Origin of the sequence: Serratia sp. X10, from assembly GCF_017811775.1 — a bacterium.
Lineage (GTDB): Bacteria > Pseudomonadota > Gammaproteobacteria > Enterobacterales > Enterobacteriaceae > Serratia > Serratia ureilytica.
The window spans coordinates 154,695-180,608 of the sequence record NZ_JAEIOH010000001.1; the positions used below are offsets into that span (position 1 = coordinate 154,695).

A 25,914-nucleotide genomic window follows, 5' to 3' on the forward strand; every position below is an offset into this window, starting at 1 on the left:
ATTATGACACAAGTTTGCATTGCTGCGTATGTGTATGGCGTAGTGCAGGGGGTAGGGTTTCGCTATTCCACTCAGCGGCAGGCCGAGGCGCTGGGGGTGACGGGCTATGCGCGCAACCTTGATGACGGCAGCGTTCAGGTGGTGGCCTGCGGCACACAGGCGCAGGTGGACTCGCTGGTCGCATGGCTGAAGCAGGGCGGCCCGCGCAGCGCGCGCGTCGAACGCGTGCTGGTGGAGCCGCAGGGCGTGGCCGACTACGACGGGTTCGGCATTCGCTATTAAACGCTCGCCTGCAGCGGCGCTGCGGGCGGAGCGGTCAGATGCATTTTACCGGTTTGGGCAACCCGGCGATCTTGGTGGCCTGTTTGGCCGGCCCTTTCGGAAACAGGCGGTACAGATAGCGACTGTTGCCTTTTTCTTCGCCGTATTTCTGCGCCATCGCTTTGACCAGCATGCGAATAGCCGGTGAGGTATTGAATTCCTGATAGAAGTCGCGTACAAAGCGCACCACTTCCCAGTGTGCTTCGGTGAGCACGATCTCTTCCTGCGCCGCCAGCAGCGGCGCCAGGCCTTCATGCCAGTCGGCGCTGTTTTTCAGATAGCCCTGCGCGTCAGTGTCGATAACCCGACCTTCAAACTCCAACATACTGCCTCGATAACGGATAATTCGGAACGGCCGCCAGTTTAGCAAATTTTTTCAGCCGCAAAAAATAAAGCCCCGCCGGAGCGGGGCCTGGAAGGCGGGGTAACACGCAATCAGTTGCTGCGGGCGAAGCCCAGAATGCTCAACAGGCTGATGAACATGTTGTACAGCGATACGTACAGGCTGACGGTGGCGCGAATGTAGTTGGTCTCGCCGCCGTGAATGATGTTGCTGGTTTCCCACAGGATCGCGCCGGCGGAGAACAGAATGAACAGCGCGCTGATCGCCAGGTGCAGGGCAGGGATCTGCAGGAACAGGTTGGCGATCACCGCTACCAGCAATACCACGAAACCGGCCATCATCATGCCGGACAGGAACGACATGTCTTTACGCGTGGTCAGCACGTAGGCCGAGCAGCAGAAGAACACCGCGGCGGTGCCGCCCAGCGCCAGCATGATCAGATCGCCCGCGCCGGCGTTCAGGAACGAGCTGAGGATCGGGCCGAGGGCATACCCCATGAAACCGGTCAGCGCGAACGCCGCCAGAATGCCTGCCGGGCTGTTGGCCAGTTTATGCGTCAGGAACATCAGCCCGTAGAAGCCAACCAGCATCAGCAGCAAGCCCGGCGCAGGCAGGCCCAGCAGGGTACTGGCGGTTGCGGTCAGCGCCGAGAAAGCCAGCGTCAGGGATAACAGAAAATAGGTGTTGCGCAGGACTTTATGCGTGCTGAGCAGGGAGTCGCGCGAGGAAGACGAGACGACAATGCGGTCCATAATGATCTCTCTTATCAGGCCATCACAAAATAATCCCGATGATAGGCAGCGCAAGCGCTTGATTAAAGTTTGTTTACCAATCTTTACCCTTAGTTATCATTGTTGCAACAGCGGGAGGAGCGGCCGCGCGTTTGTTCGCCGACTTGCATCGTTCCGTCGATTTTTCGCGCGGTTGAACGCGCCTGGGCTTTACAAGCGAATAAGCTCTGTTTATAGTGCGCGTCGTTGCGGAGGGGTGGCCGAGTGGCTGAAGGCAACGGTCTTGAAAACCGTCGACGGGAAACCGTTCCAGAGTTCGAATCTCTGCTCCTCCGCCATACATTTTGACCCCGCGCTCTTAGAGCGCGGGGTTTTTTGCTTTTGCGTGCTGAGAATTTGACGGTCGCCCGCAGGAAACGTGAACGGCTATTGATAAGGGCTACGTATCGGTGAGATTATGCGGTCATCAAGGCAGGCCGCTTGGATGCCTGCTGCTGTCAGGCGTGACCGGCACGATAATTAACGCCGCCTTATCGATTTTGCTTAATACTCTTAGGAGACAGAGATGAACTGGTATCAAGTCGCCCTATGGACCATGATTTTTCTCAAGTCCGGCGCTTTCCTGGTGTTCGTATGGTGGTGGATGTTCAAACGTGCGACCAAACCCTATGAGCGTCCGAAAGACGTTGTGGTCGACGAGACGCCGTATGACGATAGCCTTACGATGGAAGAGGTGATGAAGAATCACGGCATCGTACGGACTGAAAAGCCGCTCTGATCGTCGAATGTCTGTGTTGCTATCAACCCGAGCCTGTGGTGCTCGGGTTTTTTATTCCCGCCGTTACTCGCGATGCATCCCTTTTCCCCTATCTTGTTTGACCCCTGTAGCGACTTATTTAAATGAATTATCTTTCAGTATATTTTTTAATATACTTTAAAGGTGGGTTTTATATTGATAGGGAAAGATATATTTTTCTCTAAAAATTCGTCCTTATCGACTGGGCGAAGAAAAATTCTGACTCTGTTTTTTGTGTGTCTGAATATTCATGTGCAGAGAGTATCGCATTTCCGGGCTACTCCTATAGCGGTAGGTTGGATAATTTTTAAGGCAGGGGCAAAGTAAACCTTACGTGGGAGAAGGCGGAGGAGTTAAGGAATCTAAGATTTTTCTTTGTGTGTTTTTTCTTTTTATATCAATGGCTTTTTGTTTTTTATGCCGTAAGCGCTTTTATGAGGAAATGGCGACGCTCATTTAACCCGCGCAGTAAGCAGCCAGCCGTACTCACTCTTTTAAGGCGCGCATCCTTCCGGCCATTGCTCGATTCATTTTTTTTATTGTCATGAAAATTATTTGATTCGATGTTGCAATTTTTTTGTCTTTGGAATTAATATGTCCTGCATCTGGCGGTGAATGAGATTTTTCCCATGCCGGATATCTTTTAGAATACACTTGGATATATATAAATATATACCGTCGCATATAAACTTTTAGATGGCAGGATGCTGTCAATACTCTGCTATTGCCTAAGCTTCGTTAGCCTCTAAACGGTTTAATGGTGTAGGTCATTTTATATATGCTCTCTCAGCGAAGAAAGTAATGGGGTTTATTATGATTAAGCAAGGCATCTCTTTGGCGGTATTGGCTACCGCGTTAACATCTGTGGGCGCAACGGCGGCAGATAATTCCGCCGGTGGCGTTATTTCGTTTAGCGGTGCCGTTACGGATACCACTTGTACCATCAATGGCGGGAAAAGCGCCGATTTTACCGTTGCGCTCAGCCCGATTTCCGTGACTGATGCGGGTACCGTTGTCGGCCCCATCACCAAAAACAAGAAATCTTTCTCGCTGACGTTCTCCGGCTGCACGCCGGCGGCGGGAACGGCCGGTACGCCGCTGAAGATCTACTTCTCTTCGGCGAATAATATTTCTACCGACGGGAAATATCTGTTGAACAGCTCCGTGAATGAAAGCGACGCCGCCGTAGCGAAAAACGTCGGTTTTTCTCTGGCTGAGCCGGGTTCATCCACGCCGATTCCGTTGAACGTGCCTTATGTCACCAAGATCAAAGGCGATAAAACGGCGCCGGATGCCGAAACGCTGACGCTGGACGCCTATTACTACAAGACCAATGCGTTGGCGGCAAAAGTGGGGGAATTGAGTTCCAACGTGACTTACACCATTTCTTACCTGTAATTGCAATTAAGCCAGGCCTGCGCCCAAGGCAAAGGCCTGGCTTCTGGGGTGACTATGAAACAGTGCTTAATCTTTGCTGGATTGTTTCTCAGCAGCTTTTGCGCCGATGCCAATATTGTAATTAATGGAACGCGCGTTATTTATCCGGAAAAAAACAAGGATGTTATCGTTCAGTTAGTCAACAATGGTGACGATCCGGCACTGGTGCAGGCATGGATTGATGACGGTGATATAAACTCGACGCCTGAAACGGCAAACGTGCCGTTCTTGTTATCCCCGCCGGTTGTGAAAGTTGCCGGAAATAATGGCCAGCAATTACGCATACAAAAAATGAGCGCGACGCTTCCCGGCGACCGTGAATCGGTATTTTATTTGAATGTGCTGGATATCCCGCCTACGCCGGAGAATTTGCAGGGCGTCAATACGCTGCAATTAGCCATCAAGTCGCGCATCAAGCTATTTTATCGCCCGGCAGGGTTAACCGGCAGTGCCAATAACATCACCGACTTCATTGAACTCCAGGCGGCGGGAAAGGGATTTAAGGTTATCAACAAAGGCCCTTACTATTTTACGTTGGCCAATGTTGATCAGAAAGGCAAAAAGAATTTGTTGGTCGATTCAGTGATGGTCGGGCCATATTCCAGCCTCTTTGCCCCCACCAAAGTTGGCGTGAGCCGGAATATTCTCTACACCCTGCTCTATATCGACGACCTGGGGGCTTATAAATCTAAAGCCATTACAGCCCGCTAACGTGAAGAACGGCCATGAAGCTTAAACTAAAATTGCTTTCGATACTGACCGCATCTGTATTCATACCGTTAAATAAAGCATCGGCGATGAAATTCGACACTTCTCTATTGGCCGGCGCGTCCAGCGAATCCGATCTGTCGCGTTTTTACCTCAATAATGACATGCCGGCAGGCACGCAAACGGTCGACGTGTATGTCAACCAAAGTTGGAAAGGGCGGTTCTCGTTGCAGTTCGGTGAACATAAAGGCGATATTCGCATCGCCTATCGTGACGCCGCCCTGTTGGGCATCGATATGAGTCGTTTGTCCACCGGGGTGGACAAGGGGCCGATCCCCGTCCAAACGTTGGTGCAAGGAGGAAGGGCGGACTTCGATGTGGGGACGTTGAGCCTTAAGCTGACGGTGCCTCAGTCGCGAGTGATTCGCGCAGAGGCCGGCTATGTTGACGCCAAATTTTGGGATCGCGGCGTGCCTGCGCTGCTGCTGGCCTATAACGCCACCTATTACCACGTGCAGTCGTTGCAGGGCGATAAGGCGTCAAACGACGATTTCTATACCGGTTTGGAATCGGGGGTCAATCTGGCGGGTTGGCAATTCAGAGACAGCAGCAATTTCCGCAGCAGTTCGCGGCAAGGCAGCGATTGGCAAAATAATACTCGCTATGTGCAGCGTGGCTTCGCCGCCATCAAATCGAACCTGACGATGGGCGATTTCTATTCGCCGGGTGATCTGTTCGACTCGATTCGGGTGCGGGGCGGCGCTTTAGCCTCGGATATCAACATGCGGCCCAATTCGCAGCAGGGCTTTTCGCCGATAGTGCGGGGCGTGGCGCAGAGCAATGCCCTGGTGAAAGTATTGCAAAACGGTAACCTCATCTATCAGGAGAACGTGCCGCCGGGCGCCTTTACGCTGGACAACCTATTGCCGACCGGTTCCGCGGGGGATCTGTTGGTCGTGGTCAGGGAAGCCGACGGGCGGGAACAATCCTTTACCGTGCCGTTTTCCGCCGTTCCCAACATGTTGAAGCAGGGCGTCAGCAAATACGGCCTGGTGGCCGGTAAGGTCAATCAGGCGGATACCGACTATGCGCCCGCTTTCGTGCAGGGCACGCTGCAGTACGGCTTCAATAATCTGGTCACCGGTTACGCCGGTACGATCCTCAGCGACGATTATCGCGCCTGGCTGCTGGGCAGTGGCTGGAATCTGCCGTTCGGCGCGGTATCCATCGATGTAACTCAAGCCTCGACGCATTTGCAGGATCGCAATGAGAATGGGCAAAGTTTTCGGATCGCCTACAGCAAGTTTTTGGACGCTACCGCAACCAACTTCACGCTGGCGGCATACCGTTATTCGACCAAAGGTTATTACAGTTTCAACGATGCCATCTACACCCATCAAGGCTACCGCGAGCGTGACAAGCGCTTTCACGATTATTGGAACGATCGGGATGACGATGAGCTTGCCCCGCTGGATTTGAATACCTGGGACGCCGTTCGCTCCGCTCGTCCGCGCAATACCTTCAATTTGAACCTGAATCAGAGGCTTGCAGACGGGTGGGGCACGCTCTATTTCTCCGGCACCCAGCGCGACTATTGGTCGGATACGAATAAAAGCCGGGAATACCAGCTCGGGTATTCAAACGCCTTCGCGCGCGTCAGTTACAACATTTCCGCGAGTCGCGTGAGAAATTCCGATCGCAAAGAAGAGACGCGGTTTTATCTCTCTTTGAGCGTGCCGTTGTCGATGTTCGACAACAATGCCTATCTCAGCACCAGCTTATCCGCCACCGATTCGCACTATCAGCAAAGCTCGCTGAGCCTGAGCGGCAATGCGCTGGAATCAAACCGTCTGAGTTATGCGCTGGCCGGCAGCAATCAAAGCGGCGGCAACAGCATGGCGAGCGTGAATGCCGCCTATCGCGCCAACGCGACGACCGTCGGCGGCTCCTACAGTGAATCATCAGACTATCGACAGTTGGGCATGAGCGCCCGCGGCAGCCTGGTGGCGATCCCTTGGCATTTGCTGGCGTCCAACGAAATGAGCAACACCATGATGGTGGTGGACGCGCCCAAGGCCAAAGGGCTGATGGTGAACGGCGACGAGAGCATCGTCACTAACGACGAAGGGCTGGCTTTGGTGCCTTACGCCACGCCTTACCGACAAAACTCCGTGACATTGTCGGATACCGGCAACAGCTCCGGCGCCGAGATCGTCGGCAATATCGCCAACAGCGTGCCCTACGCCGGCGCCGTCAACTATTTGAGATTCGAAACCGACCAGCGTCGGCCCTATACGCTGCGCGCCTTTAAGCGCGGCAATAAGCCCTTGCCATTTGGTGCGGAGGTGGCGGATCAAAGCGGGCATGCCATTGGCTTCGTCGGGCAGGCCAGCGTCCTGTATCTGCGGGTGGAGCAGCAGCCAACGTCGCTGGAAGTCAGGCTGAATGACGGTGTCTGCAAGATTGAACGCCCGAAAATCTCGATGGACAGCGCAGCCAACACATGTCGATAAAAGGATAATTACACCATGCTCAGGATACTCGCACTGACCCTGTCCCTATTGTTCAGCGGTTACAGCTACGCTTCATGCTACGGCAACGGCATCCAATATGCGCCGCCTATCTACGTCGATTTGTCGGATAAGCTCAGCGATAAGACACCGGTTTGGGAAGGCAGTTTTTATACGCAATACAGCGGTTCATTCAGTTGTTCAACCTCGAGCAGCGAATTCGGCTATACGCGCATCCTGTCAACCGACAGCACAAAGGCGACCATTCTGGGATTCAACAACGGTAAATATTGGGTACGCGCGGAAATAACCAACGACATCGCCAACAAAAAACTTAGCGGTTGGGGATCGCATTCCGCTTCGGAATTGAATCAGTCGATGAATATTCGTTTCAGTCTGGTCAGCAAGACGGGCACATCGATACCCGGCGACACGATTAGCCTTAAGGACGTGATGTTCGTGACCGATCTGAGCGGGATGTCTTTGCTGGAGATCATTTTGTGGCCCGCCAAGCAGTTGGTGAAGATCTTGACCTGGCTGCTCAACGGCTTCAATTGGCCTTACGATCAGCGAGACATGTACGGACAGCCGATGACCATCAAGTATGCGCCCAAGATGACGACTTGCACTTTCGACAATGCCGGCCTGGCGGTGAAGTTGCCGACGCTGGGGATATCACAGATTACTCAGGGGGCGCAAAATGGCCTGACGCCCTTTACGCTGAATTTCAGCTGCCAGAATCGGCAAAGCGGCGGTACGGCCGATCGGGATATCAATATGTTTTTATCCAGCAATAATCTGTTGTCTTCGGATAATACGGTTTTGATTGATAAAAGCGCTGAGGCGGCAAAAGGCATTGGTATCCGGCTGGTCAAGATGGCTTCGCCGAATAATCCCATCACGCTGTCGCTTTCCAGCGTGACGCCAGGCGCGGCGACTTCATTATTTCACGTGGGAACCGGCAATGCCTTGGATGCGCAATTTTCCATCGGCATGGCGGCCTATTATTATCCTTACAACCCCACCGCAATGAGCAGCGGGGGAATTAACACATCGGCTACGCTTAACATTATATATAAATAATTCTTTTGTTATTTTTAATAATAAAAAACAGGTTGCCACATATAAGAAAAATCTTAACATGGTAATTGGTGGCGAATATTATTTGCTTGAATAATATTGGTGTTTAATCCGGATCTCTATGTTGAGGATGAATTGTATGACGGAACAAATCCAGATCGGTGTCAAAGTGGAAAAATCGCTAAAAGATGAGGTTGACGTCATTCTTCGCGGTTTGGATATTAAGCCGACGACGGCGATAAATGGGCTTTATCAATATATCTCGCAGCATGGAGAGCTCCCTTTTGTCATATCAACCAGCGTGAAAACACCGAAGGATATCGCCGGCGGGTTGTTCAAGAACCTGTTTTCCTTACAAAGCACGCTCAGCGTTTTCCTGGATAAAGTGCAAATGAAGCGGTGTGTCAGCAGGGAGGAAGTATTGATTGTGCTCGATATATTGCGCGACTTTATCGTTGGTTTTCGCCAAAGCGCGCAATATCTCGGCGCTTCGCCTTTCGGTCGGCGCGTAGTTTGGAAGGATGCCGTATGCGCCGTCGAGAGTATTCATGAAATTCTAGATAATAACGTGAAATACAGTGAAGATGGTATTATGAATTTGGATGAAAAATATCTTTCATCGCTGTCCGCATTACTGATCTCATTATGTTCTTCACTTAAATAAGTCGAACCAATAAAGTTAATTGACATGACTGCCATGGGGGCGTTGTTAAAAACGCGCCCATGACAAATAGCAATGGGGTGAGCCTGTGCGAGTGGCTATATTTTCTGATGATTACTATTTATTCTATGGCATATCGCAGATCTTAATGTCGTTGGAAGGCGTTGAAGTTATGGGGCTGCATTCATCTGCACGCCGTGGATTACATGCCATGTATTGTCATGCAGAAGTGGTTATCGTCTCTTTCTCGTCTATCTGTCGGGTTATGAATTTCTTATCGCATATTATCGACAGGCCTGACAATACGATCGTCTTAACCGGCGTGGAAACGCCGCGACTGGCGAATTTTAACTGTCTGAAAAAAAACATCGGTCTTACGACGTTTGTTGAGGCGATAAAAATGTTCACCGCGAGCTGCAAAGGGCAGAGCCTGTCGCCGCGCGAGCTTTCGGTGTTGGCCATGCTGCTGGCGGGAAAACCGAATACCGGCGTCGCTAAGGCGTTGGGCATTTCCGAGAAAACCGTCAGCCAGCATAAAATGAACGCCATGCGTAAATTGGAAATCGAACGTTTTCACCAATTTATTGTAGCGGCGGATGAGCGAGTGTAATCGTGATGGCGTTGGCGGAGTGAGCGCCGTTTGATGCCCGAGTAAAAATAAACCCGCCGAAGCGGGTTTTTGCGTCAGTTTTTGCAGCCCATCAACTCCGGCAGAACGCCGGGCTTGTTCTTCAGTGAAGCCTGTACGTCGTCCGGCAGACCAGCCCAGATGATCAGGCCGGTGCGTTTCTCGATCTCGTCCACCGTCACGCGGAATTGGCAAAAATCGGCGCCCTTCGGCGTGTTTTGGTCGAACAGGAAAGCGGCATAGTGGTTCACCGCCGGGCTGTTGTTGATGAAAATCACCTTCCAGTAGGCGCTGGGGATGGTGTGCGCTTTCTGGGTGCCCGGCAGTTTGCCCATATCGCGTTCATACAGCGGCCCGGTCACGGTATAGACCGAAGAGATGTCCGCGCGATCGATAAGCTTGCGCTCCTGATCTTCCAGCCGCGCCCAGGCGCCCTGGTTCAGGTCGGACTTTTGCGGCGTGATGTTGGACAGGTAGTTCAGCGATTCCCAGTCGGAAACGCCGGCCAACGAGGCCAGCGGCGCCTGATGACCGCGATCGACCTTCAGCGCCGCGTTGGCGCCGGTGTAATCGGCAGGGGCCAGGGTATCTGCCGGATTGAGCGCCGGGTCGGTTTTCCAGTTGCGCGTCTTGCCGCTGGCCGGCGTGTCTTTGGTGATGTGATAGGCCACCCAGTTGGCGAATTTGGTGGTGCTGTTATTGTTCAACGTATAAGCATGACGCACGATCGAGACATTGCTGCTGCCGCCGGTCGGGCAGCCAACCGCGCAGTTGTCGATGGATTCGAGCGTCTCGGCTGATGCCTGTGCGGCGAACAGCAGGGCGGCCAGGGCCAACATCTTGTTGTTAAAGCGCATATTCATATCCTCAATAAGTTAAAAAGTACTGTATTTATTTACAGTAAATTAAACTTATCGCAGTGAAACGAATACAACAATGCAACACATTTATGTTGTGAATGTGTCAGCGATAACCGAGCGAAACGGTGGCTTCATGCCGGGCTTGTCCGCTTAAAAACGCCAAAACGCGCGTGAACAAAGGATCAGCATCGGGTAGATCTCGAGGCGCCCGAGCAGCATGGCGGCGCACATCAGCCATTTCGCCGCGTCGTTCAACGTGCCGAAGCCAGCGGCGGTTTCTCCGTATCCTAGCCCCATATTATTGATGCAGGCGGCGACGGTGGCGAAGGCGGTGACCAGATCATAGCCCATTAGATTCAGCAGCCAGATAAACAGGCAGGTGAACAGCACGTAGAGGAAGAAAAAGCTCCAAACGGAGCGCAGCATCCGATCCTGGATCGGCGCATTACCGACCTTGATGGTGTACATGGCGTTAGGATGCACCAGCTGGTTGATCTCGAGCCGGCTTTGCTTGTACATGATCAGAAAACGCAGCGCTTTAATGCCGCCGCAGGTAGAGCCGACGCAGCCGCCGAAGAAACTCGCCGCCAGCAGCAGCATGATGGTATGGGACGGAATTTGGGTGTAATCGGCGATGGCCAGACCGTTGTCAGTCATCATCGAACTGGTGAGGAAAAAACCGTGCACGAAGGCGTCCTTGACGCCGTACATGCCCGAGCGATACAGCTCAACGCACACGATCGCCACGACGATGGCCAGCACCAACAGGAAAAAGCGCAACTCGGGGTTCCGATACAGCGGTTTCAGGCTGCGGCGGCCGACGGCGACGAAATAGAGCGTGAAGTTCACCGCCGCCAGAACAGAGAAAATGCCGCCGACCATTTCCACCGCCGAGCTGTCGTAGTATCCCAGGCTTTCATTGCGGGTGGAGAATCCACCGAGCGAGACGGTAGAGATGCCGTGGCACAACGCATCGAACCACGGCATGCCCGCCAGGCGGAAGGCGACGGTGCAGGCCAGCCCCAGTCCAAGATATATCAGCCACAGATTTTTCGAGGTGTCGGCCAGCCGCGGTGTCAGGCGTTCCTCTTTGAATGGGCCGGGCATTTCCGATTGATAAAGTTTGGCGCCGCCGATGCCCAGCAGCGGCAACACGGCCACCGCCAACACGATAACCCCCAGACCGCCGATAAAATTGAGCTGCGAGCGATAGTAGAGGAATGATTTGGGCACGTTGGAGACGTCGTTCAGCACCGAGGCGCCGGTCGTGGTGATGCCGGAGACGCCCTCAAACATCGCGTCCACCAGACGGACGTTCAGCGTGTCATCCAACCACAGCGGCAGGGCGCTGATGGCGGAAAACAACAGCCAGAACATGACGATGATCAGGAAACCGTCCTGGGTGCGCAACTGCACTTTCGACTGCCGGGTGCTGAACCAGCCCAATCCGCCGAGTGTGGCGGCGAGCACCAGGGTATAGAAAAACGAGAAGGCGCTTTTTTCTTTATACAGCAGGCCCATCAACAGAGGCGGGATCATTGAAAGGCTGTAAAGAAGGACTAAAAAGCTGCAAAGATGAATAACGACCAGGATTTGTTTGGTTTTGACCATGCTGTTGCTCGGAGTACCCGCCGACGATGCGTCAATTTATTGAAGTGTATCAAGCATAAAGCAGGCGATATAAAAATAACGTAAAAATTCATATCGCCGAATACGCATGGCGTGGAGGGGGAGAACGCTATTCCAGCAGGTCGTTGACCGTGCGGCGAACGTAGTGCGTCATCTGCGCCAGATCGTCCGGTGACACCGGCCCGCCGCCGGCGCGCACCACCTGCTGCTCAATCTGGGCGATCTCTTGCTCGACCTTGTTGGCGATCTGCACTTTGACTATCTTGTCCACCGAAGACAGCAGCACCTTCAATACCACTTTCAACGCGATGTTTTCGCAGAACGAGTCGTAGTGATGAACCGGCGGCGGCGGGGCCGGGGCCGGCTCGGGCGCGCGCGGAGCCAGAGCTTTGAAGCTGTCTACATTTTCAATAATAAGATCCATGTCTCTTATTAGTTCATCAAAATCTTTAGACACTGACTTATTCCCTTCGCTGTGCGCAAAAAACAGAACGCCCGTCCTCGGGCTGAAAGCCGATGAGCGACGGGCAGAACGAATTCGGGCCTGGCCTTCAGACGCTGAATGGCCGGGGGAAGGGCATTCTAACCTTGCGGCGGGTCGGCAACAAGATGGGGCCGTGCGAATGCGCGGCCCTTTGAATCACGGGGATGGGAGGGCGCTTAACTTTTCAGCTTGGCGGTGATTTTCGCCACGTGCTCGCCCTGATAGCGGGCGATGGTCAGCTCTTCGTTGCTCGGCTGCCGCGAGCCGTCGGCGCCGGCGATGGTGGTGGCGCCGTACGGGGTGCCGCCGCGTACCTGTGAAACGTCAAACAGCTCCTGCGTCGCATAGCCGATCGGCACGATGATGAAACCGTGGTGCGCCAGCGTGGTCCAGGTCGAACTGATGGTTTGTTCCTGGCCGCCGCCGGTGCCGGTGGAGGAGAAGACGCTGCCCACCTTGCCGTACAGCGCGCCGGAGGCCCACAGGCCGCCGGTCTGATCGAGGAAGGTGCGCATTTGTCCGGCCATGTTGCCGAAGCGGGTCGGCGTGCCGAAAATAATGCCGTCATAGTCCGCCAGCTCTTGCGGGGTGGCGACCGGCGCCTGCTGGTGTTGCTTGCCTCCGGCCTTGGCGAAGGCTTCCGGCGTCATGGTTTCCGGCACGCGTTTGACCGTCACGTCCACGTTATTGACCCGATTCGCCCCTTCGGCCACCGCCTGCGCCAGGCGTTCGATGTGGCCGTACATTGAGTAATAAAGCACCAACAGTTTCGTCATGTTTCGTACTCCCGCTCAGATGATTAACAAAAACCCCTGATAAGCATAGAAGCGAATGACGAACTTGGCGTCGCGGCGTTACCTGATGCCGGCGATCGCCAACAGGGCGCCAAAGACAATCAGCAGCCCGCCAAAGGTGCGATCGATGCCGCGGCGCAAACGCAAAAAGCGCGCATTGACGCCCGGCGCGGAAAACAGCAGCGCGACGGCGGCGAACCAGAATACATGGACGGCGGCGATAAAGAGGCCATAGCCGATCTGTACGCTGAGCGCCGTGTGGGGAGAGACCACCTGCATGAACAGGCTGACGATGAAGATGGTGGTTTTCGGGTTTAACGCGTTGGTGAGAAAGCCGGTTTTCAGGGCGGCGAGATCGCTGATGGCGGCCGGCGTCATAGTGGGCACGGCGTCGTGATGGGTTGCGTTGCGCAGCAGCGTAAAGCCGAGGTAGATCAGGTAGGCGGCGCCGATGCCTTTGAGCAGGTTAAACAACCAGGGCGACTGTTGGATCAACACGCCGACGCCAATCAGCGTATAGCTGACATGGATCAGCACGCCCGCGCCGATGCCGCAGGCGGTGAAGATGCCGGCGCGGCGGGAGAGCAGCAGGCTGTTGCGCGAGACCATGGCGAAATCCGGCCCGGGGCTGATTACAGCGAGTAAAGTAATGGTGACGACAGCGATGAGTTCAGTCATAGTTATCCTTGCGGTGTTTATCAATAGAGTGGCTGATTTATAAGAGTAATTTTTCTCGGTGACAAACGATGAATAGTGACAGTATCGGTGAGAAAAACTCACGCAAAACCGGCAGGCCGTTGCCATTGGGCGGGCTGCGCTGCTTCGAGGCCGCCGCGCGGCTGGAAAGTTTTACACAGGCGGCGCAGGGGCTGAATTTGACGCACGGCGCCGTCAGCCGGGCGGTGCGGGCGCTGGAAGAGGAACTGGGCGTGGCGTTGTTTGAGCGCCGCCATCGGCGGGTACTGCTCACGGCGGCGGGGCGCAAGCTGTTTCAGGCGACACAGCAGGCCTTCGGCATTCTGGACCATACTGCGCTGGAGCTGCGCCAGCAGGCGCTCAATGCGCCGCTGGTCTTGTCCTGTGAACCGACCTTATTGATGCGTTGGTTGATCCCGCGTTTGCCGGCTTTTCAGCGGGCGCACCCGGACATCAACTTACAGCTGGTGGCGGGCGGCGGTCCGTTTTCATTCCATGACGGCATCACGGCGGCGATCCGGCGCAATGACTTCGATTGGGGAAAGCAGACGCATAGCCTGGCGCTGTTCAATGAAAAGGTCGGGCCGGTGTGCCAACCCGAGGCGCTGACGAGGCTGACGGCCTCTGTGGACGGGCGGCGGCTTTTGCGGCCGGGCGCCAAACTGCTGCATGCTGCTACCCGGCTGGATGCCTGGCGGCACTGGGCGCATCAGCAGGGGGTGACATTGGCGGGGCATCCGGAACAGCGCTTTGACCATTTCTATTTCAGCCTGCAGGCCGCGGTCGCTGGCCTTGGCATCGCAATCGGCCCATGGCTGCAGGTGCGAGACGATCTGGCCGCCGGCTTGTTGAGCGCACCGTTCGGTTTTACGCCCGACGGCAGCGGCTATTACCTGTTGTCGCCGCAGCCTATCGTGCCGGGCAGCGCGTTGGCCCGGCTGGCCGAGTGGCTAACGCTCACGGCAGGCGCCTGAGTTTTTGCGCCAGCCGCTGTTCCTGCCAGCGGCTGAAGACGTTGCGCAGCAGCAGGGTGCGCACCGCCCGCATGATCAGCGCGAGGCTCATGCCGCCGATCGCCCATAGCGCCCAGAGATAGTGCGGGTGGGTAAAGACGTTGACAGCGAGCAATATCGCGCCGATGAAGGCGAAACGCACCGCCATGCTCAGCAGCTTGCCCTCTGCCGCAACCTGGCGACGAAGGCGCTGCGCCTCAGGCGTCTCCTCCTGCGGTGTTTGCGGCGGCGCGTTGAGATCGCTGACCTGCACGCCCAGCGCGGCGGCGATCGCGGTCAAGGTTTCCAGGCTGGCCTGTTCGCCGTTTTCAATCCGCTGTACGGTGCGGGTGCTGAGGCCGGCGATGGTCGCCAACTGTTCCTGCGACCAGCCTTTTTCCAGGCGTAATGGTCTGATACGGTACTTTTGCATGGTGCACTCCCGAGTTCGCTGTCACTGTCATCCAGTGTAGGAGGCGCGGGGTAGCGGCGCCACGACAGCGGCACGACAGCGACACGACATCCGCCGTCGGCGCGGGCCGGCGGGCAGTCAGAAGGCGACGTTGCGGATAAAGCACAGCGGGAGATCGCCGTGGTTGGCGTAAGCGTAGCGCTGATCGCTGTTGAAGGTTTGCGTGGCGCCGGCGCTGAGCGTCAGCGTGCCTTGTTCCAGTTCCAGCGTCAGAGTGCCGGCAATCACGTAGATGATTTCGCTCCAGCCTTCGGCGTCCGGCGCGGAGTCATAGCGCTCGCCCGGCATCAGCGTCCATTCCCACAGCTCGGCCCGTTGGCGCGCCGGCACGCTGGCGGCGAACAGCGCCTGGCTGCCCGGTTGCGCGCCTTGCCAGGCCAGTTCCCCCACCAGGTGGCTGCCGCGCGCTTCCGGCGCCTGGATCAGATCGGTGAACGAAATCGTCAGGGCGGCGGCGATCTTGTCGAGTACCGCCAGACTGACGTTGCGATCGCCGGCCTCGATGCCCGCCAGCATGCGGCGGCTGACGCCGGAAAGTTCGGCCAGCGCCATCTGGCTCAGGCCCGCCTGTTGGCGGTAGCCGCGCAGATTGCTGCTCAGGTACTGCAGCACTTTGGGGGGATCGGTTTTCGCGTTATGCGCCGTATTGCTCATCGCCGGACTTTATCTCATACTGGCAGGATCTGTGCATTATATTGCACTCAGCAGGAAGGGCAAGCCGGTGTCAGCAGCAAAAAAAATCCTTTATTTCCGCCGTGGTTCCGCAAATCAGGTTGCCGGAAGCGGTGTTGATTTTCATCACCATGATCTGGGGCGGCACCTTTTTGGCTGTGCATCACGCGATGCAAGTCAGCGGGCCGTTCTTTTTCGTCGGTCTGCGTTTCGCCACCGCCACGCTGGCGTTGACGCTGTTTTCGCTGCGCGTGCTGCGCGGCCTGACCCTGTATGAACTGAAGGCGGGCGTGCTGATCGGGCTGGCGATCATGTTCGGCTACAGCATGCAAACCGTTGGCCTGCAGACCATCACTAGCAGCCAATCGGCGTTCATCACCGCCATGTACGTGCCGATCGTGCCGCTGTTGCAATGGCTGGTGCTGGGGCGGTTCCCCGGCATCATGTCGTGGATCGGTATTCTGCTGGCCTTTACCGGCCTGATGCTGCTGGCGGCGCCGAGCAGTACGGACATGTCGCTGAGCCTCGGCGAAATTCTGACGCTGGCCGGCACGCTGGGTATGGCGGCAGAGATCATTCTGATCGGCGCCTTCGCCGGCAAGGTGAATATTCGCCGGGTGACCATTGTGCAGCTGGCGACCGCCTCACTGGCCTCATTTTTGATGATGGCGCCGACCGGCGAGTCGCCGCCGCCGTATTCGGATTACCTGCTGTACAGCGCCATAGGGCTGGGGCTGGCCAGCGCGTTGATTCAGCTGACCATGAACTGGGCGCAGCGCAGCGTTTCACCCACGCGCGCGACGGTGATTTACGCCGGCGAACCGGTCTGGGCGGGCATCGTCGGGCGGCTTGCCGGTGAGCGTTTGCCGGGCGTGGCGTTGTTGGGGGGCGCGTTGATTGTGATCGGGGTGGTGGTCAGCGAGTTGCGCGTACGGCGCAAGGAGAAAGCGGCGGTGGCGACGGAAGCGGATTAGCGCAAAGGCAAGAGAGAACAAAGGGGCGGAGATATCCGCCCCTTTTTGCATCACGCGGTTTTCTTCTTGCGCAGGAACACGTAAGACAGGCCGAGCAGGATGAACCACAGCGGGGTGACGATCAGCGCCTGGCGGGTGTCTTCGCGCAGCGACAACAGCACCAACACGAACACGAAGAACGCCATGCACACCCAGCACATCAGTTTGCCGGCCGGCATTTTGTAGATCGATTTCTGGTGCAGCGCCGGGCGCCGTTTGCGGTAGACCAGATACGAACACAGGATGATGGTCCAGACGAACATGAACAGAATCGCCGACACGGTGGTTACCAGGGTGAAGACCGTCATCACGTTCGGGATCAGGTAAATCAGCACCACGCCGCCCAGCAGGCAGATGCAGGAGAAGGTGAGGCCGTTGGCCGGCACCGCGCGCTTGGACAGGTTGGCGAACGATTTCGGCGCGTCGCCTTCCTGCGCCAGCCCGAACAGCATGCGGCTGGTGGAGAACACCCCACTGTTGGCGGAGGAGGCGGCGGAGGTCAGCACCACGAAGTTGATCACGCTGGCCGCGGCCGGCAGGCCAATCAGCACGAACAATTCAACGAACGGGCTCTTGTCCGGCACCACGGAGCTCCACGGCGTCACCGACATGATGACGATCAGGGCGAACACGTAGAACATGATGATGCGGATCGGAATCGAGTTGATGGCGCGCGGCAGTGACTTCTCCGGATCCTTGGTTTCCGCGGCGGTGGTGCCCACCAGTTCAATGCCGACGAAGGCGAATACCGCGATCTGGAAGCCGGCGAAGAAACCGCTGATGCCTTTCGGGAACATGCCGCCGTCATTCCACAGATGGGTGAATGAGGCCACGGTACCGGTCGGCGACTGGAACTGCATGGCGATCATCACCAACCCGGCGACGATCAGCCCGACGATGGCGACGATTTTGATCATCGCAAACCAAAACTCCATTTCGCCGAACATCTTCACCGTCGCCAGATTAAGGCCGAGCAGCAACAGCACGCACAGCAGCGAAGCGATCCACTGCGACAGTTCAGGGAACCAGAACTGGGCGTAGGCGGTGATCGCCACGACGTCGGCGATGCCGGTGACCACCCAGCAGAACCAGTAGGTCCAGCCGGTGAAGAAGCCGGCCCACGGGCCGAGCAGATCCGCGGCGAAATCGCTGAACGATTTGTATTCCAGGTTGGACAGCAGCAGCTCGCCCATGGCGCGCATCACGAAGAACAGCATAAAGCCGATGATCATGTACACGAAGATGATCGAAGGGCCTGCTAGGCTGATGGTTTTACCGGAGCCCATAAACAGACCGGTGCCGATGGCGCCGCCGATGGCGATCAGTTGAATATGTCGGTTAGTGAGGTTTCGCCGTAGATGATCTTCTGAAGCGGGCGTCGCATCAGTCGCTATTTTAGAGTGATCTACCATCTGATGATGTCCTGTTTTACCTGTCATTAGTGAAGTCGTGAGCTCTGAAGTGGCTCTTTTTTATACATTTATCCGGTTGGTCCGGCTTTAGTAAGGTAGTGCAATAACGCCACCTTTGTGCAACATGTTTACAACATTTATACGTGGGATAAAAGTCGACCAAGCTTTACACGAGAGGAGGCAAATCGGACGTTCAGGGAGCGGAAGATTACTCTTCAAACGGTGGGATTAACAGACCTTATGCGGCTTATCTCGTTGATTAAACAAAGGGTTGTAAATTTCGCATGAGAAAAAGTAATGGGTGTAAGCGTTTGACAGCGCCTCCGACGAGGAGGACAATTTACCTCGTTGGGTCGTTAGCTCAGTCGGTAGAGCAGTTGACTCTTAATCAATTGGTCACAGGTTCGAACCCTGTACGACCCACCAACCAAATCAGCGTGTTACGCTCAGACTTTTCTTCGTTTCTTCCCGCATTGCGCCGTTTTAAGCGCGCATTCTGCAAAAAAATTCGCATTTTTCGACTGATGTTCAGAAAGGTGATCTGGCGCAAACTGCAATGTTGCACCGGACTTTATACGGCAAGGAGGGCTGTGCGCTGGCGCAACGTCGGCGCAGGGATGGGCCATTTGCCCAAGAATCTTTCAGGTCAGGAAACGGGGAATAAATGCGCAGCCGACATCAAAAGCAGCGCCCAGACGGCGGCCGAGAGCGCGGCGGTGGCATAGACGCGCCGCGCCGGCAGTTGCAGCATGCCGGCCATCAGCGGCACGGTGTAACGCATCACAGCCAAAAAACGCGAGGCGAACAGTAGCGGCAGCCCGCGCTTTTGCAAGGAACGTTGCGCTTTGCGCAGCGGGGCGTGAAAGCGTGCCGGCAGCCGGCGGCCAAGATCGCGACGGCAGAACAGTGCGCCGCAGTGGAACGACAGGATTGAGCCCAACGCCGCGCCGAGGGCGATGGCTGCCCAAACCGCGCCGATGGGCAGCGCATGCTTGCCTGCAAGGATGCCCATCAGCAGCGTGACCGAGGCGGGCGGCAAGACGGAAGACACTACGATCACGGATTTACCCAGCGCAAACAGGAAAATCAGCAGCAGCAACATCTCCGGTTCCGGGCTGTATTTGGCGATAATGTGCGTCAATTCATCCATTTAACACCTGCGGGCGAGAGGGGGGACTGTCAGTGTCCCATCTGCAGGTTCAATAATGGCTAAATAACGCGCCGCTATCCGGCAATCTCTGCGTCTGGTTTGCTCACGTCGGCACGCCGATGTCTGAGCGCCCCTAACAGCGCGGCGCACAGCAGTGAAAAGGCGGCCAGCACCAGCGGCCCGGCATGCGGGCTGTTGAAGCGCTGTTCCGCCTCGGTGCGGATAAGCGGGGCTAAAAAGCTGAATGCGGCGCCGAGCGTGGTGCAAAAACCGATGCCGGCCGCCAGCGCCGGGCCGGTCAGCAGCTGAGCGGGAAACGTCCAGAAAATGGGTTGTACCGCCAGAAAACTGACTGCGCAACAGCTCAGGGCGACGATAGCGAGCAATGGGCCGGCATAGGAAGAGACAACCAACCCCAGCGCTGCCGCGACCATGCAGCCAACGGCGATCGGCAATCTTCTGGCGGTTTTTCTGTCGGCATAGCGCGGCAGGAAATAGACGCCCAGCGCGGAGCATGCCCAGGGAATGGCAGCCACCAACGAGGCCTTGAAGCCGAGATGGGTGCCCATCAGCGAAGCGATCTGCGACGGCAGAAAAAACATCAGGCCGTATACGCCGATTTGCAGGGTGCCGTAGATCAACGCCAGATGCCAAACTTTGCCGCTTCTCATCGCCGCTTTAACGCTGCTGGTTTCGGTGCGCTGCTGTTCAGCGGCCAGCTGTGCGACCAGCGCGTTGCGTTCTTCCTCGGTGAGAAAGCGGGCTTGCCTTGGATTATCGTCGAGATAGAAAAAGGCGAAGACGCCGAGGACGACGGCCGGCAACCCTTCCAGCACGAACATCCAGAACCAGCCGGGCTTGCCCAACACGCCGTGCATCTCCAGCAATGCCCCCGACAGCGGTGAGCCGAGCGTCAGGGCCGCCGGCACGCCGAGCACGAAAATGCCAATGACCGAGGCGCGCACCTTATTGGGAAAATAGATCGACGCCAGCAGCAGGATGCCGGGATAAAAGCCGGCTTCGGCGATCCCCAGCAGAAAACGCAGGACGATAAATTGCTGTTCGTTGGTCACCAGCCCGGTGCAGGCCGATAACGCCCCCCACAGCGCGGTGGTGGCGCTGAGCCAGCGTTTGGCGCCCCAGCGATTCATCAACAGGTTGGCAGGAATGCCGAACAGCGCATAGGCGGCAAAGAATATCCCCGCGCCCAGCGCAAAGGCGGATTGCGACAGCGCGATATCGATGGCCATCGCGTCTTTGGCAAAGCCGACGTTGACCCTGTCGATAAACGCGATGAAGTACATGGCGAACATCAATGGCACCAGTCTGCGCCAGGTTTTGCGGATGGCGGCGTTGAGCGCTGGAGCGGCATAGGTGGCGTGATTCACTGGCGGTAACCTCTCTTCTGAGAATGATAAGCGTCGGTCATAAGGACCGTCCTGGCGCCGTGGCCCATCATGCGGCGATGACATGGCTTTTATGCGTGAGCCGTAAAGGCCTAAAGGACTAATGGTCAGGCCTTTAGAGGCGAAAAAAACGCCGCGCAGTGCGTCGGCATATCGGTACAGATATCACCATGGTGAATAGTGTGTTGCTTTTTTGTTAATTTAAAGTTCACACAGGGCCAGGAGGCGTTCAAGCGCTTTGATCGAGATCTGTGTGCGCTATCACCGAATTGGGAACCCGATGACAGACACTGGAGAGTGGCGCTTTCATCTCGGGAGGGAGGGCGATAAGGTGAAGCGCGGCACAACAGAACGCAGGAGCGCAACATGCTGAAGGTCATTGCTGAAGATTTCATTCACCCGGAACACATTGACACCGTTATGCCTTGGTATCGCGAGTTGGTGGAGAAAACCCGGCAGGAGCCGCTGTGCATCAGTTATGAACTGTGCATAGACCAGCAGGATCCCGGGCACTTTATTTTTATCGAAAGCTGGCCGGATCGCGCGGCTCTCGAAGTGCATTGCCAGACCGAGCATTTCACCCGGCTGGTGCCGCAGATCAATCAGTATCAGCGCAAGCCTTGCGCCTTCCTGTTTATGCAGGCGTTCCCTGAAACAGGCGATAAATAGGCGAAAAAATCCCCGCAGGGGGCGGGGTTAATGGCTTCTCAACACTATCTTGTTGTGATTAAAAAATAGGCTGATAATGATTTTCATTCTCTAAGAATGCTCTTAAATTAATCAATCTGGTGAATGATTCGCCGTCTGCTTTTCGCTGGCGGTTTTAATGGCGCGCAGCATGCGGCGTCTTATCAATCCACTCACCAGGCGAATCGCATACCAGTAGGGGGTAAACCGCCGCCGGCTGGCGCTGTCGGGGCAGAAGATGCGCGTTTCCGTTACCAGGCGGCAGCGCCCGCCCTCCAGCGGGCTCGCGGCATACCCCAGCGCCAGTTTAGCGACGCCGGGCTGAGCGAAGGCCTGAAAGTCTGCCCCGTCAGCGACCGTCACCAAACCGTATTCAGCCTGCCAAAACCGGCCGATCAGGCCATAGACCAACGCGGTTTCATCCTGCTCAAGCAGGCAAAAGTTTTGCAGGCCAAACGGCGGAGGACGAGGCTTATCGCGTGGCATCAGGCGCGCGGGCAATTCGCGCAGCGCTATCATGCTGCGGAAAAAACGATCGCGCTTGGGATCGTAAGCGGCCACGGCGTCCAACACCCGCGATTGCGACGCGGTGATGACGATCGCATGCTGCTCAGAGAACTGGTATTGCCCAAGGTATTTATTCAACAGCGTCATGTCGTTCATGCTCCCGCCATTCGCTTTGCAGCAGGGCGAAACCGAATTCATCGCCCCATGCGCCTTTGAAAAACACGTTTTGCCGCCAACAGGCCTCACGGCGAAAGCCCAGCTTACCGAACAACGCGGCGGCGCGAAGATTACGCGCGTCCACCACGGCGGTAATGCGGTGTTTCGCCAGCGGCCCGAACAGCAGGGCGATGACGGCGCTTAGCGCCTCGCGCGCCTGTCCTTGCCGCTGATGAACCGGATCGAAGGTCACGCCCAGTTCAGCCTGACGCCCTTCATCGAAAAAATGCACCGCGACATCGCCCAGCAACGCGCCGTCCTCGCGGCGCTCGACCGCAAGTTGAAACCAGCTGTCATCACGGTTGAACGCGAGCCGCTGTTGCTGTGCGAAAAAGGCCTGCGCCTGCGCGGCGCTGTAGTCGCTCCAGCTTTGGTAGCGCGCCACGTCAGGATGGTTGCGGTAGGCGGTAAAGTGGGGCAGATCGTCGGCGGTGAACGGGCGCAAGATCAGTCTGGGGGTCAGCAGAGGCAAGTGGCGCATTATTTTTCCTTATCAGCGCGTGAGGGCTACCGGCAGTGTAGCCCAGCGCCGAGAGGCGGGCTGCGTAAAATGAGCTGTGGCGGGGAGGCGCAGCGGGAAATGCCGGCTCAGGCAAGCCGGCAAGCAATAAGGGGATTAACGACGAGCGGCCGCCTGACGCAGGCGTTCGACCGGCGCCTGCTGAAAATCGAACGATGGCGCCTCGCGCTGCGTCAGCCCCTGGCGCACGATGGCCTTCACGGCCAGGCTGGCGGCGAGATCCTTCCCGGCGATCTGCTCGGCGATGCGCAGCGCTTCCTCCCGGGCCGAGCCCTCGCTGATGCGGGAAATGGCGCCGTGTGACAGGGCCTCACGCGCACCGACGGTTCTGCCGGTCAGCAGCCAGTCGAGGGCGACATAGGGAGAAACTCGCGCCGGCAAGCGCGCGCATCCGCCTTGCGCGGCGACCAATCCGAGCCCGGTTTCGGGGAAGCTGAAACGCGCGTTCTGGCCGGCGACGATCAGATCGCAAGCCAGGGCGAGCTCAAAGCCGCCCCCGTAAGCGATGCCGTCAACGGCGGCGATGATCACCTTGGCGATCTGCGCATGGATCAGCCCCCCGAATCCCTCCGGCGTGACGATGGGCAGTTCGCCCTGTCGGAACGCGTTGACATCCATGCCGGCGGAAAATACCGCCGGCTGACCGGCCAGGACGATTGCGCGTATCGTATCGTCATTATCCGCCTGCCGCAGGTAACTGCGGATCAACTCGGCCATCTGCAGGTTGATGGCGTTCTTTTTCTCCGGCCGATTGAGGGTGATGACTGCAATCTGCGCGCCATAACGTTCGTAAAGCACCGGCGGTAATTCACTCATCGCTGGCCTCCCCGCGGAAAAAGATCAGCGTCAGCAGCAGGGCGATGGCGCCGAGCGGCAGCGAGAACAGCGGCAAATAGTGGGCCGGCAACGCATAGAGCGTCAGACCGCCCAGCATGCCGCCCGCCGCGATGCCGGCGTACAGCACCGAGCTGTTGAGCGACACGGTCAGCGCGCCAAAACGCTTCGACAGCGACAACAGGTGATGTTGGATCGGCACCAGATACATCCAGCCGGTGATGCCCCAGATAAGAAAGATGGCCAATACCCACCACGGCGAGGTGACGTAAAAGGCCAGCAGGAACAGGGACAGCGTCTGGATCGCCACCGAAAACAGCAGCACGCATTTGCTGCCCAGGGCGTCGGTCAGCGCGCCGGAGGCAAAATTGCCGATCACCGCGCCAATGCCGAACACCAGCAGCGCCAAAGGCAGAATGGCTTCCGGGCCGAACTGGGTGTCTTTCAACAGCACGCTGACGTAGCTGTAAACAATGTGCTCCGAGCACACGGCGAAAAAGGTGATCAGCAGCGTGGTCAGCACCGCCTTTTGCCGCAGCGGGGCGAGCCGTTCTTTCAACGAATGTTTGCCCGGCGCCGCAATAGCGCGCAGCGCCAGCGACAGGCCGAGCAGCGCCACCGCCCCCAGCAGGGCGATGAACAGAAAAATGTCGCGCCAGCCGATCAGTTTGGCCAGAAAGGTGCCGAACGGAATGCCGAGCGCGATGGCCAGCGTCATGCCGCCATAGACGATGGAAATAGCCAGGCCGCGGCGTTTTTCCGCCACCAGCCCCACCGCGGCGGCTGCGGCCTGCGGGGTGTAACAGGCCGCGCCCAATGCCGCCAGCACTCGGCCTAACGATATCTGCAGGTAGCTGGTGGCCCAGGCGCAGGCCAGGTTGCCGGCGATGAACAGCACCAGCGCCAACTGCAGGATGTGCTTGCGGTTGACGTTGCCCAGCAGCCAGGCGGTCAGAGGCGCAAACAGCATGTAGGCCAGCGCGAATACCGATATCAACTGCCCCGCTTGCGCGGGGCTGACGGCAAATGTCGCGGAAATATCGCTGAGCACGCCGGCGACGATAAAGGCGTCGGTGCCGATGGCGAAGGTGCCGGTCGCCATCAGACACAGCGTGACCAGATGGCCGTTATAATCCGCTAACTTCATCCTGCCCTCCGCAGATCGTTCGCTGCCCAGACCCGGCCCAGAGCTGCCAGGAAGGTCTCCACGTCGGCATGGGAATGTGCCGAGGTTGGCGTTACCCGCAGCCGCTCGCTGCCTGCGGGCACCGTCGGGGCATTGACCGGTTGCACGTAAATATCATGCTCATCGAGCAGCACTTTACTGATGTGTTTGTTGCGGTGCGGATCGCCGACCAGCAGCGGCAGGATATGGCTGTCTGCCGACACCAGCGGGATGCCGGCGGCGCGCAGACCGGTCTTCAGGTGATCGACGATCGCCAGCAGGTGCTTGCGTTGGGTGTCGTGCTCGAGGTTGTATTTAAAGCTGGCCAACGCGGCGGCCACCACCGGCGCTGGCGACGAGGTGCTGAAGACGAATGCCGGCGCCCAGCTGCGCACGGCTTCCACCACCGAACGGGGCGCGGCGATATAGCCGCCCGCCGCACCGTAAGACTTGCCGAACCCGCCCTGGATAATGGTGATTTTATCCAACAGGCCCAGCTGTTCGGCATAGCCCAGCCCCCGTTCGCCATACACGCCAGCCGAATGAATTTCGTCGAGATAGGTCAGCGCCTGATACTGTTCCGCCAGCGCCACGATCTGCGCCAGGGGAGCAAAGTCACCGTCCATGGAATACAGCGACTCAAAGGCGATCAGCTTTGGCCGCGCCGGATCGGCGGCCTGCAGCAGCTCGGCGAGGTGCGCCACGTCGTTATGGCGGAAGATTTTTTTCTCCGCCTTGCTGTAGCGAATCCCGTAAATCATCGAGGCGTGATTCAGTTCGTCAGAGAACACGATCAGATCGGGGATGGCGTCGCACAGGGTGGATAAGGTAGCGTCGTTGGCGCCGAAGCCGGTGGTGAACAGCAGCGCCGACTCTTTGCTGTAGGCGCTGGCCAGCAGCGTTTCCAGTTCAGTGTGATAGACCGAGGTGCCGGAAATGCTGCGGGCGCCGCAGGTGCCTAACCCGACTCGGTTAACCGCGTCGGTGGTGGCCAGCAGCACTTTGGGGTGGTGGCTCATGGCCAGATAGTCGTTTGAGCACCAGACGTTGAGACGGCGCTCGCCTTGCTGCCCGCGGCTGGTGGCCCAGGGTTTGTCCTGCACGCCGCGTTCAAGGTTGAGGAACTCGCGAAAACGCCCCTGTTTTTTGGTTTCCGCCAGCTTTTCTTCAAGAATGTTCAGTACGCTCAT

General features: G+C 57.1%; 28 protein-coding genes and 2 tRNA genes. 13 read left to right on the plus strand and 17 right to left on the minus strand.

Annotation, left to right across the window (positions count from 1 at the left end; all coding sequences use genetic code 11):
* Window positions 1-3: 3 nt before the first annotated feature.
* Window positions 4-282: an acylphosphatase gene (gene yccX, locus J9788_RS00680; RefSeq protein ID WP_033650696.1), complete on the plus strand. Its 279-nt coding sequence runs from the start codon at window positions 4-6 to the stop codon at window positions 280-282.
* Window positions 283-316: 34 nt separating this feature from the next.
* Here the strand turns inward: yccX and tusE are convergent, their stop codons facing one another.
* Window positions 317-646: a sulfurtransferase TusE gene (tusE, locus tag J9788_RS00685; RefSeq protein WP_033642601.1), complete on the minus strand. Its 330-nt coding sequence runs from the start codon at window positions 644-646 to the stop codon at window positions 317-319.
* A gap of 110 nt (window positions 647-756) precedes the next feature.
* The gene (gene yccA / locus J9788_RS00690; protein WP_033642602.1) at window positions 757-1,416 is read right to left on the minus strand and encodes an FtsH protease modulator YccA; all 660 of its coding nucleotides are present in this window, start codon (window positions 1,414-1,416) and stop codon (window positions 757-759) included.
* 229 nt (window positions 1,417-1,645) lie between these two features.
* Between yccA and J9788_RS00695 the strand changes: the two genes are divergently transcribed.
* The 8 genes from J9788_RS00695 to J9788_RS25210 all read left to right on the plus strand — a co-directional run bounded on the left by J9788_RS00695 (window position 1,646) and on the right by J9788_RS25210 (window position 9,197).
* Window positions 1,646-1,733, plus strand: a tRNA-Ser gene (locus tag J9788_RS00695).
* Window positions 1,734-1,960: 227 nt separating this feature from the next.
* Window positions 1,961-2,173 carry a hypothetical protein gene (locus tag J9788_RS00700; RefSeq protein WP_004928089.1) on the plus strand — a complete coding sequence of 71 codons (213 nt, stop codon included), beginning with the start codon at window positions 1,961-1,963 and terminating at the stop codon, window positions 2,171-2,173.
* Between the two features lie 831 nt (window positions 2,174-3,004).
* Window positions 3,005-3,589: a fimbrial protein gene (locus tag J9788_RS00705; RefSeq protein WP_182264786.1), complete on the plus strand. Its 585-nt coding sequence runs from the start codon at window positions 3,005-3,007 to the stop codon at window positions 3,587-3,589.
* A gap of 54 nt (window positions 3,590-3,643) precedes the next feature.
* Entirely contained in the window at window positions 3,644-4,339 is a 696-nt protein-coding gene (locus J9788_RS00710; protein ID WP_046899348.1) for a molecular chaperone, read from the plus strand.
* 14 nt (window positions 4,340-4,353) lie between these two features.
* Window positions 4,354-6,849 carry a fimbria/pilus outer membrane usher protein gene (locus J9788_RS00715; protein WP_182264785.1) on the plus strand — a complete coding sequence of 832 codons (2,496 nt, stop codon included), beginning with the start codon at window positions 4,354-4,356 and terminating at the stop codon, window positions 6,847-6,849.
* A 15-nt stretch (window positions 6,850-6,864) separates the two neighbouring features.
* Window positions 6,865-7,929 (plus strand): fimbrial protein, encoded by a 1,065-nt coding sequence (locus tag J9788_RS00720; protein WP_046899207.1) that lies wholly within the window; start codon window positions 6,865-6,867, stop codon window positions 7,927-7,929.
* Window positions 7,930-8,065: 136 nt separating this feature from the next.
* Window positions 8,066-8,590 (plus strand): hypothetical protein, encoded by a 525-nt coding sequence (locus J9788_RS00725; protein ID WP_049866670.1) that lies wholly within the window; start codon window positions 8,066-8,068, stop codon window positions 8,588-8,590.
* A gap of 91 nt (window positions 8,591-8,681) precedes the next feature.
* Window positions 8,682-9,197, plus strand: coding sequence for a LuxR family transcriptional regulator (locus J9788_RS25210; protein ID WP_080280843.1), 516 nt, complete (start codon window positions 8,682-8,684; stop codon window positions 9,195-9,197).
* 74 nt (window positions 9,198-9,271) lie between these two features.
* Here J9788_RS25210 and J9788_RS00735 read toward each other — a convergent pair whose 3' ends face one another.
* The 5 genes from J9788_RS00735 to J9788_RS00755 form a co-directional block, all read right to left on the minus strand.
* On the minus strand, window positions 9,272-10,072 hold the full coding sequence (locus tag J9788_RS00735; protein ID WP_033650698.1) for a DNA/RNA non-specific endonuclease: 801 nt from the start codon (window positions 10,070-10,072) through the stop codon (window positions 9,272-9,274).
* Between the two features lie 153 nt (window positions 10,073-10,225).
* The gene (locus J9788_RS00740; protein WP_046899208.1) at window positions 10,226-11,686 is read right to left on the minus strand and encodes a TrkH family potassium uptake protein; all 1,461 of its coding nucleotides are present in this window, start codon (window positions 11,684-11,686) and stop codon (window positions 10,226-10,228) included.
* A gap of 127 nt (window positions 11,687-11,813) precedes the next feature.
* Entirely contained in the window at window positions 11,814-12,128 is a 315-nt protein-coding gene (locus J9788_RS00745; RefSeq protein ID WP_016928271.1) for a hypothetical protein, read from the minus strand.
* Window positions 12,129-12,364: 236 nt separating this feature from the next.
* A complete protein-coding gene (gene wrbA / locus J9788_RS00750; protein WP_046899209.1) occupies window positions 12,365-12,964 on the minus strand; it encodes an NAD(P)H:quinone oxidoreductase in 600 nt (199 codons plus the stop codon).
* Between the two features lie 78 nt (window positions 12,965-13,042).
* Window positions 13,043-13,660, minus strand: coding sequence for a LysE family translocator (locus J9788_RS00755; RefSeq protein ID WP_182264784.1), 618 nt, complete (start codon window positions 13,658-13,660; stop codon window positions 13,043-13,045).
* Window positions 13,661-13,728: 68 nt separating this feature from the next.
* Here J9788_RS00755 and J9788_RS00760 point away from each other — a divergent pair, with 68 nt between their 5' ends.
* Window positions 13,729-14,652, plus strand: a complete 924-nt coding sequence (locus J9788_RS00760; protein WP_182264783.1) for a LysR family transcriptional regulator — start codon at window positions 13,729-13,731, stop codon at window positions 14,650-14,652.
* Here J9788_RS00760 and J9788_RS00765 read toward each other — a convergent pair.
* Both J9788_RS00765 and J9788_RS00770 read right to left on the minus strand, forming a co-directional pair.
* A complete protein-coding gene (locus J9788_RS00765) occupies window positions 14,636-15,103 on the minus strand; it encodes a helix-turn-helix domain-containing protein (protein WP_046899212.1) in 468 nt (155 codons plus the stop codon). The genes J9788_RS00760 and J9788_RS00765 overlap by 17 nt on opposite strands.
* Window positions 15,104-15,220: 117 nt before the next feature.
* Window positions 15,221-15,796 (minus strand): helix-turn-helix domain-containing protein, encoded by a 576-nt coding sequence (locus J9788_RS00770; protein ID WP_094141850.1) that lies wholly within the window; start codon window positions 15,794-15,796, stop codon window positions 15,221-15,223.
* A 149-nt stretch (window positions 15,797-15,945) separates the two neighbouring features.
* Between J9788_RS00770 and J9788_RS00775 the strand changes: the two genes are divergently transcribed.
* Complete coding sequence (locus J9788_RS00775; RefSeq protein WP_241427818.1) at window positions 15,946-16,788, plus strand: DMT family transporter; 843 nt, start codon at window positions 15,946-15,948, stop codon at window positions 16,786-16,788.
* Between the two features lie 50 nt (window positions 16,789-16,838).
* Here the strand turns inward: J9788_RS00775 and cycA are convergent, their stop codons facing one another.
* Window positions 16,839-18,239, minus strand: coding sequence for a D-serine/D-alanine/glycine transporter (cycA, locus tag J9788_RS00780; RefSeq protein WP_033642613.1), 1,401 nt, complete (start codon window positions 18,237-18,239; stop codon window positions 16,839-16,841).
* 350 nt (window positions 18,240-18,589) lie between these two features.
* Here cycA and J9788_RS00785 point away from each other — a divergent pair.
* Window positions 18,590-18,665, plus strand: a tRNA-Lys gene (locus J9788_RS00785).
* Between the two features lie 220 nt (window positions 18,666-18,885).
* Here J9788_RS00785 and J9788_RS00790 read toward each other — a convergent pair.
* Window positions 18,886-19,389 carry a DedA family protein gene (locus J9788_RS00790; RefSeq protein WP_182264782.1) on the minus strand — a complete coding sequence of 168 codons (504 nt, stop codon included), beginning with the start codon at window positions 19,387-19,389 and terminating at the stop codon, window positions 18,886-18,888.
* A gap of 74 nt (window positions 19,390-19,463) precedes the next feature.
* Window positions 19,464-20,777 carry an MFS transporter gene (locus tag J9788_RS00795; RefSeq protein ID WP_182264781.1) on the minus strand — a complete coding sequence of 438 codons (1,314 nt, stop codon included), beginning with the start codon at window positions 20,775-20,777 and terminating at the stop codon, window positions 19,464-19,466.
* 384 nt (window positions 20,778-21,161) lie between these two features.
* Between J9788_RS00795 and J9788_RS00800 the strand changes: the two genes are divergently transcribed.
* The gene (locus J9788_RS00800) at window positions 21,162-21,464 is read left to right on the plus strand and encodes a putative quinol monooxygenase (RefSeq protein WP_046899217.1); all 303 of its coding nucleotides are present in this window, start codon (window positions 21,162-21,164) and stop codon (window positions 21,462-21,464) included.
* A 111-nt stretch (window positions 21,465-21,575) separates the two neighbouring features.
* Here the strand turns inward: J9788_RS00800 and J9788_RS00805 are convergent, their stop codons facing one another.
* From J9788_RS00805 to hemA, 5 genes are all read right to left on the minus strand, one after another.
* Window positions 21,576-22,145: a hypothetical protein gene (locus J9788_RS00805; protein ID WP_227414483.1), complete on the minus strand. Its 570-nt coding sequence runs from the start codon at window positions 22,143-22,145 to the stop codon at window positions 21,576-21,578.
* Complete coding sequence (locus J9788_RS00810) at window positions 22,120-22,686, minus strand: GNAT family N-acetyltransferase (RefSeq protein WP_046899218.1); 567 nt, start codon at window positions 22,684-22,686, stop codon at window positions 22,120-22,122. The genes J9788_RS00805 and J9788_RS00810 overlap by 26 nt, the downstream gene beginning before the upstream one ends.
* Window positions 22,687-22,821: 135 nt before the next feature.
* Entirely contained in the window at window positions 22,822-23,541 is a 720-nt protein-coding gene (locus J9788_RS00815) for an enoyl-CoA hydratase-related protein (RefSeq protein WP_182264780.1), read from the minus strand.
* On the minus strand, window positions 23,534-24,706 hold the full coding sequence (locus J9788_RS00820) for an MFS transporter (protein WP_046899220.1): 1,173 nt from the start codon (window positions 24,704-24,706) through the stop codon (window positions 23,534-23,536). Before J9788_RS00820 ends, J9788_RS00815 begins: the two co-directional genes overlap by 8 nt.
* Window positions 24,703-25,914: a 5-aminolevulinate synthase gene (gene hemA / locus J9788_RS00825; protein ID WP_182264779.1), complete on the minus strand. Its 1,212-nt coding sequence runs from the start codon at window positions 25,912-25,914 to the stop codon at window positions 24,703-24,705. Before hemA ends, J9788_RS00820 begins: the two co-directional genes overlap by 4 nt.

Excerpts from the sequence above, each read along its gene's own strand:
- J9788_RS00765 (WP_046899212.1), bottom strand. The coding sequence starts at position 15,103 with ATGCAAAAGTACCGTATCAGACCATTACGCCTGGAAAAAGGCTGGTCG.
- hemA (WP_182264779.1), bottom strand. The coding sequence starts at position 25,914 with ATGAGCGTACTGAACATTCTTGAAGAAAAGCTGGCGGAAACCAAAAAA.
- J9788_RS00760 (WP_182264783.1), top strand. The coding sequence starts at position 13,729 with ATGAATAGTGACAGTATCGGTGAGAAAAACTCACGCAAAACCGGCAGG.
- J9788_RS00725 (WP_049866670.1), top strand. The coding sequence starts at position 8,066 with ATGACGGAACAAATCCAGATCGGTGTCAAAGTGGAAAAATCGCTAAAA.
- J9788_RS00715 (WP_182264785.1), top strand. The coding sequence starts at position 4,354 with ATGAAGCTTAAACTAAAATTGCTTTCGATACTGACCGCATCTGTATTC.
- J9788_RS00740 (WP_046899208.1), bottom strand. The coding sequence starts at position 11,686 with ATGGTCAAAACCAAACAAATCCTGGTCGTTATTCATCTTTGCAGCTTT.
- J9788_RS00790 (WP_182264782.1), bottom strand. The coding sequence starts at position 19,389 with ATGGATGAATTGACGCACATTATCGCCAAATACAGCCCGGAACCGGAG.
- J9788_RS00705 (WP_182264786.1), top strand. The coding sequence starts at position 3,005 with ATGATTAAGCAAGGCATCTCTTTGGCGGTATTGGCTACCGCGTTAACA.
- J9788_RS00810 (WP_046899218.1), bottom strand. The coding sequence starts at position 22,686 with ATGCGCCACTTGCCTCTGCTGACCCCCAGACTGATCTTGCGCCCGTTC.
- J9788_RS00755 (WP_182264784.1), bottom strand. The coding sequence starts at position 13,660 with ATGACTGAACTCATCGCTGTCGTCACCATTACTTTACTCGCTGTAATC.
- wrbA (WP_046899209.1), bottom strand. The coding sequence starts at position 12,964 with ATGACGAAACTGTTGGTGCTTTATTACTCAATGTACGGCCACATCGAA.
- cycA (WP_033642613.1), bottom strand. The coding sequence starts at position 18,239 with ATGGTAGATCACTCTAAAATAGCGACTGATGCGACGCCCGCTTCAGAA.
- J9788_RS00820 (WP_046899220.1), bottom strand. The coding sequence starts at position 24,706 with ATGAAGTTAGCGGATTATAACGGCCATCTGGTCACGCTGTGTCTGATG.
- J9788_RS00770 (WP_094141850.1), bottom strand. The coding sequence starts at position 15,796 with ATGAGCAATACGGCGCATAACGCGAAAACCGATCCCCCCAAAGTGCTG.
- tusE (WP_033642601.1), bottom strand. The coding sequence starts at position 646 with ATGTTGGAGTTTGAAGGTCGGGTTATCGACACTGACGCGCAGGGCTAT.
- J9788_RS00815 (WP_182264780.1), bottom strand. The coding sequence starts at position 23,541 with ATGAGTGAATTACCGCCGGTGCTTTACGAACGTTATGGCGCGCAGATT.
- J9788_RS00745 (WP_016928271.1), bottom strand. The coding sequence starts at position 12,128 with ATGGATCTTATTATTGAAAATGTAGACAGCTTCAAAGCTCTGGCTCCG.
- J9788_RS00805 (WP_227414483.1), bottom strand. The coding sequence starts at position 22,145 with ATGAACGACATGACGCTGTTGAATAAATACCTTGGGCAATACCAGTTC.
- yccX (WP_033650696.1), top strand. The coding sequence starts at position 4 with ATGACACAAGTTTGCATTGCTGCGTATGTGTATGGCGTAGTGCAGGGG.
- yccA (WP_033642602.1), bottom strand. The coding sequence starts at position 1,416 with ATGGACCGCATTGTCGTCTCGTCTTCCTCGCGCGACTCCCTGCTCAGC.
- J9788_RS00775 (WP_241427818.1), top strand. The coding sequence starts at position 15,946 with ATGATCTGGGGCGGCACCTTTTTGGCTGTGCATCACGCGATGCAAGTC.
- J9788_RS00800 (WP_046899217.1), top strand. The coding sequence starts at position 21,162 with ATGCTGAAGGTCATTGCTGAAGATTTCATTCACCCGGAACACATTGAC.
- J9788_RS00710 (WP_046899348.1), top strand. The coding sequence starts at position 3,644 with ATGAAACAGTGCTTAATCTTTGCTGGATTGTTTCTCAGCAGCTTTTGC.
- J9788_RS00700 (WP_004928089.1), top strand. The coding sequence starts at position 1,961 with ATGAACTGGTATCAAGTCGCCCTATGGACCATGATTTTTCTCAAGTCC.
- J9788_RS00720 (WP_046899207.1), top strand. The coding sequence starts at position 6,865 with ATGCTCAGGATACTCGCACTGACCCTGTCCCTATTGTTCAGCGGTTAC.
- J9788_RS00735 (WP_033650698.1), bottom strand. The coding sequence starts at position 10,072 with ATGCGCTTTAACAACAAGATGTTGGCCCTGGCCGCCCTGCTGTTCGCC.